The following is a 14233-nucleotide window of genomic DNA, read 5'->3' as shown; positions in this document are numbered from 1 at the left end:
GCCGCGAACCCGAAAGCTGCGGCCGCGTCACCTTTTCAAATTGCTAGGCCCGGACTTTCTCCGTCCGCTGCACCGCACCGTCCTTGTAGACGCTGTCACGATAGGGCAGGCCGAGATGGTCGCGCAGCGTCTGTCCCTCCAGATGCGGATCGAAATAGCCGCGCTCCTGCAGGATCGGGATGACCAGGCGGATGAAATCGTCAAGCCCCTCGGCGATCACCGGGAAGCCGAGGATGAATCCGTCGGCTGCGTCGTTCTCGACCCAGTTGATGATCTTGCCGGCAATCGCGTCCGGTGTGCCGACAAAGCCCTCGCGCGGCGTCGCCGCCTCCAGGGCCGCCTCGCGCAGGGTCTGGCCCTTTTCGCGGGCAACCCGCTTGATCCGGTCGGTGGTCGAGCGAAAACTGTTCTTGCCGATGTCGCCAAGTTCAGGGAAAGGCTCGTCCAGCGGATAGACGCTGAAATCGTGGTGGTCGAAGAAACGACCGAGATAGGCAAGCGCCTCGTCGATCGAGATCAGGTTGCGGATGATCTGGTATTTCTCCTCCGCTTCCGCCTGCGTCTCGCCCACGACGGGTCCGATGCCCGGGAAGATCTTCACGTCCTCGGCCGAACGCCCTTGCGCGACCGCTGCCTGCTTGACCCGCCGGAAGAAGGTCTGGTTGTCCTCCAGCGAAACGGCATTGGTGAAGACGGCGTCCGCATGCTTGCCGGCAAGGCCGATCCCGGCATCCGATGCGCCGGCCTGGAAGAGAACCGGCTGGCCTTGCGGCGAGCGCTGGATGTTGAGCGGGCCTTCCACCTGGAAGAAGCGCCCCTTGTGATCCAGCCGGTGCAGCTTGTCGCGATCGAAGAACTTGCCGGTCTCCCGGTCGCGCACGAAGGCGTCGTCGTCCCAGCTGTCCCAAAGACCTTTGACGATCTCCAGATATTCGTCCGCCATCTCGTAGCGCAGCGCATGTTCCGGATGGCTGCGGCTGTAATTCTTCGCAGTCCCTTCGAGCGGCGTCGTCACGGCGTTCCACCCAGCCCGTCCACCGCTGAAGAGATCAAGCGAAGCGAACTGCCGGGCGACAGTGAAAGGATCGCTGTAGGAGGTGGAAACCGTCCCGGCGAGGCCGATCTTCGAGGTCACCGTCGCCAGCGCCGACAGGATGGTCAGCGGCTCGAACCGGTTGAGGAAATGCGGGATGGATTTCTCGTTGATGTAAAGCCCGTCCGCCACGAAGGCGAATGCGATGCCGGCCGCCTCCGCCTTCAGGGCGGTGGTTTTGAAAAACTCGAAATTGACGCTGGCATCGACCGGACTTTTGGGATGGCGCCACGAATTCATGTGCCCGCCTGCGCCCTGAAGCATGATGCCGAAACGGATTTTCTTGCTCATTTCATCTCTCCTTCAAATCAGGCCGCCGCAGACAGCGGCTTACGGGCGAGAAGCTCGACCGAGGCAAGCCGTTCGTCAGCGCCGACGGCCGGCGGTTCGAGAATGAACTCCTCGATGCCGTGCAGTTCCGACAGCCGCGCAAGCTCCTCGTGGATGCTTTCTGGCGTCCCGTGCAGAATGCTCGGCTTGCGCTCCTCGATCCGATATTCCTTGGCCCCCGCCTGCCTTGCGAACTCTTCCGCCTGCTCGCGGCGCCCGAGACTGACAGCCTGGCCATTGTCGAGAAAGACCTTGAAAACCTTGAGCTCGGCGATCTGGGCTGCCGCCCTGGCAGCGTTCTCGGAGGCGTAGGCGGCGAGCGCCACGATCGCCGACCGACCGCCGCTGTGCTGCCGGAACGCATCCAGGCTCAGCCGCAGGTTTTCCGGATCGCCGTTGAGATGAGCGGCAAACACGAAATTCCATCCTTGGGCGGCTGCGAGACGGGCGCTGTCCGGGCTCGCCCCGAGCAGGAAGCGTTCGGCAGTTACGGGCGGACGTGGGCCTGCCAATGGCCGGGTATCAGTCGGCGGGCTTACGACGGCATTGTCGAGAAACGCGCTGAGATCGCCGATCTGAGCCTCGAAATCCGGCTTAACGGAGCGATACGCCTGCAGTGCTGCCGTCGATTTCGGCAGGCCGCCCGGTGTTTTGCCGATGCCGAGGTCGACGCGACCGGGGGCCAGCGACGACAGCAGGTTGAAAACCTCCGCAACCTTGTACGGGCTGTAATGCTGCAACATGACGCCACCCGAACCAACACGGATATGCGAGGTATTGGCAAGGATCCAGGACACCAGCACTTCCGGTGCCGAACTCGCCAATTCCGACGTTCCATGGTGCTCGGCGACCCAGAAGCGGCGATATCCCAGCTCCTCGGCCCGGCGAGCGAGATGGACCGTGTGCGACAGCGCTTGGAGGGTACTCTCTTCTGGTCGGATCGGACTCTTGTCGAGAAGGCTTTGCGCATACATGACGACCTCGCGGAGGTGTTGCTTATCCCTCTATTTGTCTAGTTATTTGGTAGATAATGAAGAGAGATCGTTCTGGGGAATGCCCGAATAGGAAAAATGTTTTCTATTGTCGTGTCCCGAGTGGGCCTTACAACCTGCCGGTTGGTCTCCTGCAATGCTGGTGCCATCGCACCACCCGCCTGCCTTGAGCAGATCTCCCTCATTGGGCCTTAGCTACTACCTCATGCAAAGCAGATCGCGGCTTGGCCGTATGCTATGGCTGCGACTTGGCGCCGCTCTCCTCGCATCTGCTTCCGCTCGAGCCAACAGAACTGTTTCCATTTAATCGCCACCGGCTGGCAGGCCGCAGTGTGATAACGCCGGCCGACCTGATCGACGAACGCATCCTATTCCGGGACGAAATTCGCCGCTCAGGCTTTCCCTGAACCGAGCTTTTTCCCGGGAGGAACATCCGCTGGTCAGCACGATGGAAACGTCGATGCTGAACTGCTGTTACTTCGCCGCCGCCGCTGGCATGGGCGTCAGCATCGTCGATTACACCAGCCTTCGCTCAGCCGTCGCTCAGGTCGTTGCAATTCCGTTCGAGCCCAGAATCGAGGTTTCCTATTTTGCGATCCGCCCCACCGGCGCGCAGAGGATAGCGGTTCTGGACGACCTGATCGGGCGCATGCGGAAGATGATGAGCACCTTCATCCGGATCAAGACGGTTAGATTTGCTCCTGAGCGGGAGCCGAATTGTAAAGGCCGCGCGCTTCCCGGAACGCGCGGCCAAGCCGATGGCATCGCGGCTTGACTTATATCCGGGCGCCGACGGCCTTATCGATATAGATTTCCCGCAGGCGGCTGCTGACAGGACCGATCTTGCCATCACCGATCATCTGACCATCGACCGACAGGACCGACATGACGAAGGATGTGGCCGAGGTGATGAAAGCTTCCTTTGCCTCCAGCGCTTCCGCGACGGTGAACGGACGCTCTTTCAGAACGTAACCTGCTTCCTGTGCAAAGCCGATAACGGCTGCACGGGTGATGCCGTGGAGAATGTCGGAGGACAGTCCGCGGGTGACGATCCTGCCGTCGACCGTGACGATATAGGCATTGGCGGAAGAGGCTTCGGTGACGAAACCGTCCTGCACGAGCCAGGCATCGTCCGCACCGGCTTCATAGGCGGCATTCTTCGCCATCGAAGGATAAAGAAGCTGCACGGTCTTGATGTCACGGCGGCCCCAGCGGATATCGGGGAGCGTGATGACCTTGAGGCCGCGCTTGGCAAGCGGGCTTTCCAGAACCGGACGGGCCTGAGTGAACATAACGATGACCGGCCGCGTGTCCTTCGACGGGAAGTTGAAGTCACGATCGGCATTTCCGCGCGAGATCTGCATGTAGATCAAGCCTTCGTCGACATTGTTGTCGGCGATCAGCTTGCGATGGATGGCCAGCAATTCCTGCGGGCTCATCGGCATGGGCATGTCGAGTTCCTTCAGGGAGCGCACGAGACGGACCATGTGGCCGTCGAAATCGACGAGCTTGCCGCCTATGATGCAGGTCACTTCGTAGATAGCATCCGCGAAGAGATAACCACGGTCGAAGATCGAAACCTTGCCCTGCGATTCCGGGCCATAGTGTCCGTCGACATAGACGATGCGTTCAGAAGAGATCATGTTCATTCAGTTCCCAAGAAAGATGACTGTGTGATGGTCGAATCGTAGCGCGGCAGGCTTCAATAGCCGCGCGCCAGATCGACGGTGGGTGGAAGTGCGCCAGTTTCGCGATAGGTCAGGATATTACCGGCGACGATCGCGGCCGCCGTCTCCCGGTCCGTCGGAGCCGAGATATGTGCCAGGACGGTGATCGCAGGATGATCCCACACTGTATTGTCGGCAGGCAGCGGCTCGACGTCGAAGACATCGAGAACCGCGTGCTTCATGGCGCTTGAACTGAGCGCCGCGATCAGCGCGTCGGTGACGACGATCGGACCCCGCGCGAAATTGATCAGGGAGGCGCCTTTCGGCAGCATGGAAAGCCGGGTGCCATTGAGCAGCCCCTTCGTTTCTCCAGTCAGCGGCAGCAGGCACACCAGAATTTCCGAACGGCTCAGAAGCAGGTCGAGGCCCTGTTCCCCATGGAAGGTTTCGACACCCTCCAGCGATTTGGCAGCACGGCTCCAGCCGATCACGTTGAAGCCGGCTTCCTTCAGCCGGGCTGCGGAAGCGGCGCCGAGCGCGCCGAGACCCAAGAGACCGACCGTGACCTGCTCGGGTCGCCGGTAGGCGAGCTGCTGCCAGACACGCTGCCGCTGGAACTGCGCATAGGCGGGCATGTCGCGGAAGAGATAATATGTCCAGGCCAGCACCGCCTCGGCCATGGTCCGGCTGAGCTGCGGATCGACGAGACGCACGATCGGCAGCCGGCTTTTGCCAAGTTCGCCGACCAGACGTTCGACACCAGCCCAGACGCTGTGGATCCATTTCAGACCCGGCAGCTGCGCAATATCCGCCGGGTCGGGATTGGCGACGACCGCGATATCGACCTTTTCCCGCGATGCCTCGTCGAGGTCCCGGAACGGGATGATCGTTTCACCCGGCAGTTTCTGCGAAAGCGCAGTCAGCCAGAGCTGTTCCACGTCAGCGGTCATACGCGTCACAAGCGCAATCATCGCACGGTCTCCTCTTTGCCTGCCTTTGAGCTCAGTGCGCAAAAACGCTGTCGAAATCCTTGAAACCCTTGACCTCGATCGGGTTGCCGCTCGGATCAAAGAAGAACATCGTGCGCTGCTCGCCCGGTTCACCTTCGAAGCGAACAACCGGCGGGATGTCGAAGGCAATACCGGCATCCTCAAGACGCTTGGCGAGCGCAAGCCAGGCGTCGAGCTCCAGAACCACGCCGAGATGCGGCATCATCACCATGTGATTGCCGACCTTGCCGGTGCGCGTGGTCTCGAACGGCTTGCCGAGATGCATGGAGATCTGGTGGCCGAAGAAATCGAAATCGACCCAGGTGTCGGTGCTGCGACCTTCCTGGCAACCCAGGACGCCCCCGTAGAAACGGCGGGTCTCATCGAGATCGGTGACGTGATAGGCGAGATGGAAAAGAGAGCGCATGGATGTTTCCTGTGTTTTTTTGATGAAGAGATGGCAGCTAGTCGGTCGCCTGTGATTGCTTGAGAAGCGCCGCCTGGAGAAAGGCGACGATCAGCGGATGGGGCGCGCCGGGACGTGACGACAGTTCGGGATGCCCCTGCATGCCCATGTAGAAGGGATGGTCGGTCACCTCAATCGCATCGACAACGGCTCCATCAACGCCACGGGCGGCAACCCGCAGACCGTGCGTTTCAAGATCTCCGACGAGTTTCGGATTGAGCCTGAAACGGTGATTACATCGAATGACCGCATCCGCGGAAATCAGGCCTGCCAGTCGCGTGCCAGGCGTTGCGCGCGTCGTCTGATCGCCGCTCCGGTGTTCGGGCAGCAAGCCGCCATCGGCCTTTTCTTCTCCCGCCATGGCAAGGAAGGTCTTGATGCCGGCATCGGGATCAGCCTCTGCCAAATTGGCGTTGCGGCGGCCAAAAGTCTTCCAGGCGACGGCGGTTGCCATGGTCTGCATGCCGAGGCAGAGGCCGACGGCCGGAAGGCCGCTTTGGAGCGCAAAGGCGGCCACAGCCGTCTGCCCGGCCACATTCTTCATGTCCGACCCGCCCGGCAGAAGAACGCCGGCATACGGTCGAAGCAGCCTGTCCGCATCGGCCTCGCGGAACGCGACCGGATCGATGAAATCTATATCCACCGCGACAGACAGACTGTCCGCCGCGTCGGCCAGACTTGCCAGGGCTGACGGGTATACACTGAGATGATCACGGCTTGCGCCGACCAGCGCGATCCTCAGCGCGGCAGCGGGTGCAGTTTCGGGCTGTTCCAGCACGATGCGACCGAAGCGATCCCGCCAGGCAAGCACCGTCTGTGTCTCCCGGTCGACGAAATGATCGCCGCGGCCGACAACGCTGATCACTTCGACCGCGCCTGCCGCAAGGGTCGTCGCCGCATCGGCATCGGCTATGAAAGCCGGATGAACGGGCACGACGACATCGGTGAGACGGGCGGCATCGAGAACTGCCTCGATCGTTGCGGGTGGTGATACCGGCTTTCCCGACAGCCGTTCGAACCAGCAAAGTCCGCTCGCAGCAAGCCCGCCGGTGGCCACCACATGCTGCTCAGCGTCGGCATGACGCGACGTATCGAAACGGGCCGCGATATGCATGAACCCGCAGTTCCGTGTTGCCGCAATCGCTGCGGCAACAGCCCCATAGAGAGCCGGACTGTCGGTATCATGGTGAACGAGGATCAGGCCCATCGTCAGCTCCGTTCGATCCGCGTTTTTCAGACGATCAGCAGATCGCGGTCGATCGTGCCGAGCACGCGATAACCAGTTTCGGTGATGACGATCGTTTCGCTGACACCGACCGTGAAGCGGCCATAGATACGCAGGGCCGGCGGCAGGTGGAAGGTCATGCCCGGCTGCAGCTCGGTCTTGACACCCGCGTTCAGGCTGAGGATGGCGCCTTCGCCCCAATCCGGCGCAAAGGAGATCCCGACGCTGTAGCCCAGGCGCTTCTTGAAGTTCTCGGTATAACCGGCGCGATCGATAACCTTCTGGCAGGCGATATGCGGCACTTCGCAGGCCTCACCCGGACGGATGGCATCGAGGGAAACCTGCAGCGCCTCCTGGCAGACTTTCATCATGTCGGCGGCTTCCTTCGGCGGTTCGCCGATCCAGGCCGAGCGCATCAGGGCTGCGTGATAACGATCGTGGCAGGCCGCCATTTCGAGGAATGCCGGATCGCCGGCCGCAATCGCGCGACGGCGCCAGGTGCCGTGCGGCACGCCGGTGCGCGGGCCGACCGAGACGAGCGGCTCCATGCCGAGATATTCGGAACCGGCAGCGATCGCAGATCCCATCATCGCAGCGACAAGGTCGTTTTCGGTGGCACCGACGCGAACGGCGTCGAGGCCGGCACGCATGCCTTCGTCGACATAGGCTGCGGCCTTTTCAAGCTTTTCCACTTCGAGCGGCGACTTGATGGCGCGGAATTTTTCGATAACGCCGGCGCCATCGCCGATCGTGCCAAGTCGGGCCTGCAGTGCTTCATAAACGGCAATCGGTAGGAACCAGCCACGCTTGTCGATGGCAATCCGTTTGGAGGCCAGACCACGGCTTTCGATTAGCTTCACCAGAAGGCCGAGCGGATCCTCGCCGTCCTGATAGACGACAGCATCAGAAATGAACGTGTTGGCGATGAAATTGAAATATTCGAGCTGACGGATGAGGAATACCGGATCGCCGTCGGCCGGCAGGATCAGCGCCTGGAACGTATAATAACCCGGCGTCTGCTGGCCAGTCAGGTAGAAAATGTTTTCCGGGCCTGTGACGACCAGCGCGTCGAGGCCTGCCGCTGCAAGCCCTTCGCGGGCGAGCGCCTGACGGCGTGCGTATTCTTCTCTCGGGAAGGCGGATTCCTGTCCCTGAACGATATCGCTGGGAATGCTCATGCTTCAAACTCCTTGACCAGATGCGCCTTCGACGCATCGAATTCCAAACCCAAACCCGTCGTTGCAGGTCCTTCGACACCGCCATCCCGGTAGACCAGCCCGTTAGCTGCATCGTTCTCCAGGCCATCGGCGCCATAAAGTTCGGCGAACCGGGGGCCGACCGCACAGCTCAAATGAAGTGCCGCTGCCGTCGCGACCGCGCCTTCGTTCATCTGTCCGACCATGAAGGGGATGTTTGCGCCCGAGAGCCGCTTTGCCGCAGTCAGACTGGCAGCGATGCCACCGAGTTTGACAAGTTTCAGATGTGCCCAAAGATGACCCTTGGCGGCGACGATCGCATCGATATCCGCGGATGTGGCAACGCTCTCGTCGAGCATCAGCGGCAGCGGGCTTGCCTCCCCTAGACGGTTCAGCATGTCCCAGTCTCCCGACGCGACCGGCTGTTCGACATAGGCGAGCCCGAAGCGGGCGAGCGTCTGAAGATTTGCGGTGGCTTCCGCCTCGCTCCACGAACCGTTGGCATCGATCGCAAGCTTGACCGCATCGCCGAAACGGTCGCGCAAGGCTGCAAGCCGTGCAACGTCCTCGGCAAAGTCTCCGCCGCCGACGCGCACTTTCAGATCGCGGAAACCTCGTGTCACATAGGTCTCGGCCTGTGCCAGAAACCATTCCGTCGAGGAAATGAACAGGGTCTGGTTGGTGGCGTAACGCACGATCGGCGCGGCGCTGCCGCCGAGCATTGCTGAGACCGTGACACCCTTCTCGCGTGCGATCAGATCGTGAAGAGCGATATCGATCAGCATCCGCACCGGCGCGATTACATCCGCCCGCGCGGCCAGTTCGGCCTGCATTGCGGCGGGGTCCATCGACCAGTCCATACCGCCCAGAACACTCAAGGCCTTTTCGAGGCAGGTCCCCGGGCTGATGCCGTTCAGATAAGCGATATTGATGCGGACTTCGCCGATCCCGGTATGCTGGCCATGCTCCAGCCTCAGGTAAAGCGTGTCGAGACCGCCGACCGGACCGGACGAGGCCGTATGGAGGAGAAGCCCACCGCCATATCGGAGCATGGCTCTGTGGAGGGAGGCTCTCATGGGTTCGGCCGCAGCATCTTTCTGGCAACGTCGCGATAGATGACGCTGCAGGTGACGAATTCGTCCAGCGGCACGAATTCGTCCGCCTTATGGGCCACGGAAAGACTGCCGGGGCCGATCACCGTTCCCTGCGCGCCGAGCGAGCGGAAATGCACCAGGTCACAGCCACCCTGGAACCCGAACGGGCCGGGATCGGCCGTGCCGTTATCCTTGCATGCTTCCAGACTTGCGAGCACGACCGGATGGTCACCGGCCGTTTCCGTAGCGCTGCCGGTGGTCGCCTTGTAATCGACGATCTCAGCCTTCGCACCGAAACGATCACGGGCATCCTTTAGGAGAGCGGCGAATTCCTGCTTTACCGCATTCTCGTCTTCACCCGGCACCATGCGCCGGTCGAGCAGCAGATCGCACGAGCCGGGAAGCACGTTGTCCGCATGGCCGCCGGAAATACGCGTGACGGTCAGGCTCGCTTCGCCGACCAGAGGATGCGTCCGCTTGCGCACGACCTCGTTATGATAGGCCTCGATCAGGGTCAGAAGCTGGCCGGCGCGATAAATGGCATTGTCGCCAAGATGCGGCGTGCCGGAATGGGCGGTGACACCATGAACGCGCACGACCGGCCGCAGGCTGCCCTTATGGGCCGAATAGGTCGTGTTGGATGTCGGCTCGCCGACCACTGCAAAATCGATCTTCGGCTTGGTCGAGGCATAATATTTGGCGCCTTCGCTGGCGATCTCCTCGTCACCGACGAAAACGCCGAGAAGCGAGCCCGACCAGGTCGTGCGATCCGCCGCCAGCATCCGCATCGCTTCGATCATGGCGATCAGCGGCCCTTTGCAGTCGCAGGCGCCGCGCCCGAAAAGCTTGCCGTCTTCCTCCCGCAGCGTGAAGGCGTCGGAGGTCCAGCCGTCGCCGGCAGGGACCGTGTCCATATGGGTATTGAAGGCAAAGACCGGACCCGGACCGTTTTCCAGTCTGGCTTCGACATTGAACCGTCCCGGCTTGTATTCGGTAAGGGAGACCGAAAAGCCCTCGTCCTTGAGAAGCCGCTCGACGTAAACGGCGACATCGGCCTCGCCGCCCGGCGGGTTCTCGCTGCGGATGGCTATGATTTCCGCAAGTTCGCGCTTCATGCGTGCGATGTCTGGCTTATTGGTCATGATTGCATGTCACCTAGTGCAGGATCTGGTCGAGGAAGCGTGTTGCCCGTTCATTGACGGTTCCGCCGAAGAAGGCATCGCGCGAGGCGTTTTCGATCACTTCCCCGTTTTCCATGAAAACGATCTGGTCTGCCGCGCGCTTGGCGAAGCCCATTTCGTGGGTCACCACGATGCTGGTCATGCCTTCGCTGCTGAGCTCGGCCATTACGTCCAGCACTTCGCGGATCATTTCGGGATCCAGTGCCGATGTCGGCTCGTCATAAAGCATCAGCTTCGGCTTCATGGCGAGCGCGCGGGCAATCGCGATCCGCTGCTGCTGGCCGCCGGAAAGTTCGTCGGGGAAGAAATCGGCGCGCTCGGGAATGCGCACCTTCTTCAGAAGATCCATGGCGACATCATGGGCATCGCTGCGGCTCATACCGAGCACCTTCATCGGAGCAAGCATGATGTTTTCGATCGCCGTCAGGTGTTGAAAGAGCTCGAAATTCTGAAACACCATGCCGATCTGGCGGCGGATTTCCGGCGCGCGGCGCAATTCCCGGGCAATGTCGTTGCCTTCGAAGAAGATATTGCCGTCATCGGCCGGCTCAAGCAGGTTGATGCAGCGTAGCAGGGTCGACTTGCCGGATCCGGACGGGCCGATAATGACCATGGTCTCGCGGCTGCGGACATTCAGACTGCAGGCCTTCAAGATCTGGAGATCGCCGAAGCTCTTGTTGATCCCCATGATTTCGAGCAGCGGCTGGCGTTCGGAAGCTGTCATCGATCTGTCCTTCACCGGGCTTCTGTCTTTTCAGTGAGCGCAGTCAGACGCGCCATCAAGGGAACAGAACGACGCTTTTCACGCGGCCGTTTGCGGTCGAGAGCACGTTCGAGAAGATATTGGAGGCCCATGAAAATCGTGGTCAGCACCAGGTAATAGATGCCTGCAGCCGTCAGCGCCTCGAAATATTTGAAGTTGGAACTTGCCGTCTGGTTGGCGACGAGAAGCAGTTCTTCCACAGCCACGACCGAGACGAGGGCACTCGTCTTCAGCATGCCGATCATCTGATTGCCCGTGGGTGGCAGGACGATGCGGGCGGCCTGCGGGATGACGATGTAGCGCATCACCGCAAACCGGCTCATGCCGAGCGCCAGACCCGCCGTTCGTTGCCCCTTCTTGACCGCCTGAAGGCCGGAGCGAATGATCTCCGCCATATAGGCGCCCTCGTTCAGGGAGAGCGCGATTATCGCACTGACGAAGGCCGACAGCATGATGCCGAATGTCGGCAGCACGTTGTAGATGAAGATGATCTGGAACAGGACGGGCGTGCCACGGAACAGCCACAGATAGACTAGCGTGCCGATCTGCAGGGGCTTGATACGCGATTCCTGCAGCAGCGCGACGATGAGGCCGGTTATCATTCCGAAGAACAACGAGGTCACGGTAATGACCAGGGTCAGCAGCGCACCATGGAAGAAAGCGGGTGAAAAGACATAGTCAAAGACCAGATCAAGTGACATCCCGCTCTCCTTTTCTCTTTGTTATCGGACAGCTCAGTTGAAGATCGCGACCGATGCCGGCAGCTTCCACTTTTCGATCAGGGACTTGTAGGTGCCGTCGGCGACGATCTCGCTCAGGGCATCCTTGATCGACTTCTGCACTGCTGCATCGCCCTTGCGGGTTGCCATGCCGATGCTGGTGTTGGATTCGAATTCTTCGCCAACCGTCTGGTAGACGCCGGGAACGGAACTCTGCAGCACGACGGCGCCCGGCGTGAATCGAAGGTCGCGTCGGCGCGGCCCTGACGCAGGGTCAGCGCGGAATCCTGGGCGGTCGGAAAGGTCAGAACCTTGACGCCTTCGAGGTTCTTGGCCTTGCAGCGTGCATCGTCGGCACGCGCCTGGCTTTCCTGAATGCCGCCGAGCGTGACGGAGACCGTCTTGCCGCACAGGCTGTCATCACGGCCGGTTATCTTCTTCGGATTGCCCGCCTGGACGATCACCATATTGCCGATCTTCAGGTAGGGAATGAAATCGACCTGCTCGGAACGGGCCGGATTGATGTACATGGCGGAGTTGATGAGATCGAGGCGGCCGCCGATCAGCGCCGGAATGAGGCCCTTGAACTCCATGTTCATCGGCTTCGTCTCGGCCTTCAGCTTCTTGGACAGAGCGGCGATGAGATCTATGTCGAAACCGGTAAGCTGACCGTCCTTCTGAAATTCGAACGGAGCGAAGGTCGCGGCGACGCCATATGTCAGCGCACCTTTCTCTACCAGCCCGCTGACCGGAAGCTCAGCAGCGGATGCCGAAGCGGCGATAACGAGTGGCAGAATCAATGCGGCGAGGATGTTCTTGAGCATGCGAGTTCCCTTGTTGTTAAGTCAATATTGCATTTTCTGACTACAACAATACAATTCAAGAAATTTGAGAGTCAAGCAAGAAAGTGAAATGTTACGCACTCTTAAACTATGCCTATTTTTTGGGCTTACTGATCATTTTTGCCACAGAACATGAGTTTTTCGACCCTAGATTGGGGGGTGATGCGTAATTCAACGTGAGCCTTTCATCCAGAGATAGACTTTTCCCGATGGATGGCTTTTAGTCAGGCATACGAATATAAGCCGCATGATTGTACAACATGTCTGTCAATGATACAAAACTCGCACCGATGGTGACGACAAATGCGCAGCAAGGCCGACATCGCCTTGCCAACCAGATTCTCGACCTCATTCGCGACGCGAAATTCGAGATCGGGCATCACCTGCGCGAACAGCAGCTCGGCGACATGCTTGGCGTCTCGCGGACACCGGTCAGAGCCGCCCTCAACCTGCTGGCAGAACGCGGCATTGTCGAGGCGAGAAAGAACCAGGGGTTTTTCCTCAAGGCGCAACAGGTCGCGCTTCATCGGACCGAGTTGGAAGTGCCGGCCACGGCCGATCAGGATCTCTATGCGCGCATCGTGGAAGACAGGCTGTCGGGCATTCTCGGCGACAGCATCACCCAGGCGGAACTCACCCGGCGCTACAATATCGACCGGACACTTTTGCAACGAACCCTGACGCATCTGGTCAATGACGGGCTGCTTTCCCGCAATAGCGGCCGCGGCTGGACGTTTCGACCGACGCTCGATTCCCAAGTGGCCCTGCGGGACAGCTATGACTACCGCAGCACTCTGGAGCCGGCCGGGCTTCTGTTGAGCAGTTTTCAATTCGATGCCGGCCTGCTCGAGCGGTCGCGCCTGGAACACCTCTACCTTGAAGGACATCCCGACATAGCCAGCGTCGATCCGCGCCAGCTGTTCGAAACGGATGCGCAGTTTCACGAAATGATCGCCGCTTTCAGCGGCAACATCTTCTTTCTGCAGGCCATTCAGCAGCAAAACCGGCTGCGGCGGCTTCTCGAATTCGGCGGCTATTCCAACCGACGCCGGGTTCGGAACTGGTGCCGTGAACATCTGGACATCATCGATGCCATCTTCCAGGGCGACAGGGTTCGAGCGTCCAGTCTTATGCTGAGCCATCTTGGCGCGGCACGGGGAGCGGCGAGAAATTATCCGAAGATTGAAGGGAAGGCCTGAGTTAGGTGGCCACTTTCGGCATCTAATCACGCTCTTGAAAGGATTCGGACCGAATATTCGCCTGCGGAACTGTTAACTGACTGAAAATATGGAAGAAAGCTCGCTATTACATATAGGAGGCATTGCAAAATGCGCTTTAAGCTTGGCCCCGACATAGACGTGAATTGAGCTATATGAATCTCGTTTGAGCTCTCGATCTGCTAGGGGGCGACCTTTTCGTATTCTGGCAGTCTGATCATAGCCAGCTTGTGGCGGAGCTGGCGTTTCGCCTCCAATTCGAGATAGATTGCCGCGCTAGCGGTGCTAGGTCTAGAAACGACTTCGGCCTCCCGAAGGAGGCCGATAAAGTCTTGATAATCTTGTAAGATTTGGTTGCGGGGGCAGGATTTGAACCTGCGGCCTTCAGGTTATGAGCCTGACGAGCTACCGGGCTGCTCCACCCCGCGTTATAGTTTTCGGGCTTTTATGTGCCCGGAA

Annotated in this window: 14 protein-coding genes and 1 tRNA gene; 2 read left to right on the top strand and 13 right to left on the bottom strand. The window is 60.1% G+C overall.

The window, feature by feature from the left end:
- Nucleotides 1–43: 43 nt before the first annotated feature.
- Both EPK99_RS20990 and EPK99_RS20985 read right to left on the bottom strand, forming a co-directional pair.
- Nucleotides 44–1384, bottom strand: a complete 1341-nt coding sequence (locus EPK99_RS20990) for an LLM class flavin-dependent oxidoreductase (protein ID WP_128445058.1) — start codon at nt 1382–1384, stop codon at nt 44–46.
- 17 nt (nt 1385–1401) lie between these two features.
- Complete coding sequence (locus EPK99_RS20985) at nt 1402–2397, bottom strand: MsnO8 family LLM class oxidoreductase (RefSeq protein WP_128445057.1); 996 nt, start codon at nt 2395–2397, stop codon at nt 1402–1404.
- Nucleotides 2398–2785: 388 nt separating this feature from the next.
- Here EPK99_RS20985 and EPK99_RS20980 point away from each other — a divergent pair, with 388 nt between their 5' ends.
- A complete protein-coding gene (locus EPK99_RS20980) occupies nt 2786–3190 on the top strand; it encodes a LysR substrate-binding domain-containing protein (RefSeq protein ID WP_342633753.1) in 405 nt (134 codons plus the stop codon).
- A gap of 1 nt (nt 3191) precedes the next feature.
- Here EPK99_RS20980 and EPK99_RS20975 read toward each other — a convergent pair whose 3' ends face one another.
- The 10 genes from EPK99_RS20975 to EPK99_RS20930 all read right to left on the bottom strand — a co-directional run bounded on the left by EPK99_RS20975 (nt 3192) and on the right by EPK99_RS20930 (nt 12539).
- Complete coding sequence (locus EPK99_RS20975; protein WP_128445056.1) at nt 3192–4064, bottom strand: D-amino-acid transaminase; 873 nt, start codon at nt 4062–4064, stop codon at nt 3192–3194.
- 53 nt (nt 4065–4117) lie between these two features.
- Nucleotides 4118–5053 (bottom strand): 2-hydroxyacid dehydrogenase, encoded by a 936-nt coding sequence (locus tag EPK99_RS20970; RefSeq protein ID WP_128445055.1) that lies wholly within the window; start codon nt 5051–5053, stop codon nt 4118–4120.
- 31 nt (nt 5054–5084) lie between these two features.
- Nucleotides 5085–5498, bottom strand: coding sequence for a VOC family protein (locus EPK99_RS20965; protein ID WP_128445054.1), 414 nt, complete (start codon nt 5496–5498; stop codon nt 5085–5087).
- A gap of 37 nt (nt 5499–5535) precedes the next feature.
- A complete protein-coding gene (locus EPK99_RS20960) occupies nt 5536–6744 on the bottom strand; it encodes a glutamine amidotransferase-related protein (protein ID WP_128445053.1) in 1209 nt (402 codons plus the stop codon).
- A 26-nt stretch (nt 6745–6770) separates the two neighbouring features.
- Nucleotides 6771–7940, bottom strand: a complete 1170-nt coding sequence (locus EPK99_RS20955; protein ID WP_128445052.1) for a M24 family metallopeptidase — start codon at nt 7938–7940, stop codon at nt 6771–6773.
- Nucleotides 7937–9034, bottom strand: a complete 1098-nt coding sequence (locus EPK99_RS20950; protein WP_128445051.1) for a mandelate racemase/muconate lactonizing enzyme family protein — start codon at nt 9032–9034, stop codon at nt 7937–7939. The genes EPK99_RS20955 and EPK99_RS20950 overlap by 4 nt, the downstream gene beginning before the upstream one ends.
- Nucleotides 9031–10194, bottom strand: a complete 1164-nt coding sequence (locus EPK99_RS20945) for a M20 family metallopeptidase (RefSeq protein WP_128445050.1) — start codon at nt 10192–10194, stop codon at nt 9031–9033. The genes EPK99_RS20950 and EPK99_RS20945 overlap by 4 nt, the downstream gene beginning before the upstream one ends.
- A 13-nt stretch (nt 10195–10207) precedes the next feature.
- On the bottom strand, nt 10208–10957 hold the full coding sequence (locus EPK99_RS20940; protein WP_164901836.1) for an amino acid ABC transporter ATP-binding protein: 750 nt from the start codon (nt 10955–10957) through the stop codon (nt 10208–10210).
- Between the two features lie 11 nt (nt 10958–10968).
- Complete coding sequence (locus EPK99_RS20935) at nt 10969–11697, bottom strand: amino acid ABC transporter permease (RefSeq protein ID WP_128445048.1); 729 nt, start codon at nt 11695–11697, stop codon at nt 10969–10971.
- A gap of 113 nt (nt 11698–11810) precedes the next feature.
- Complete coding sequence (locus tag EPK99_RS20930) at nt 11811–12539, bottom strand: ABC transporter substrate-binding protein (RefSeq protein ID WP_281033482.1); 729 nt, start codon at nt 12537–12539, stop codon at nt 11811–11813.
- Nucleotides 12540–12817: 278 nt separating this feature from the next.
- Here EPK99_RS20930 and EPK99_RS20925 point away from each other — a divergent pair, with 278 nt between their 5' ends.
- A complete protein-coding gene (locus tag EPK99_RS20925; RefSeq protein ID WP_205909120.1) occupies nt 12818–13756 on the top strand; it encodes a GntR family transcriptional regulator in 939 nt (312 codons plus the stop codon).
- Between the two features lie 369 nt (nt 13757–14125).
- Here the strand turns inward: EPK99_RS20925 and EPK99_RS20920 are convergent.
- Nucleotides 14126–14202 (bottom strand) — tRNA-Met (locus tag EPK99_RS20920).
- Between the last annotated feature and the right edge of the window lie 31 nt (nt 14203–14233).

The organism is Neorhizobium lilium, from assembly GCF_004053875.1.
Classification (GTDB): domain Bacteria; phylum Pseudomonadota; class Alphaproteobacteria; order Rhizobiales; family Rhizobiaceae; genus Neorhizobium; species Neorhizobium lilii.
The sequence above is the reverse complement of the archived record's forward strand: the minus strand, read 5'-3'. Positions and strand labels throughout refer to the sequence as shown.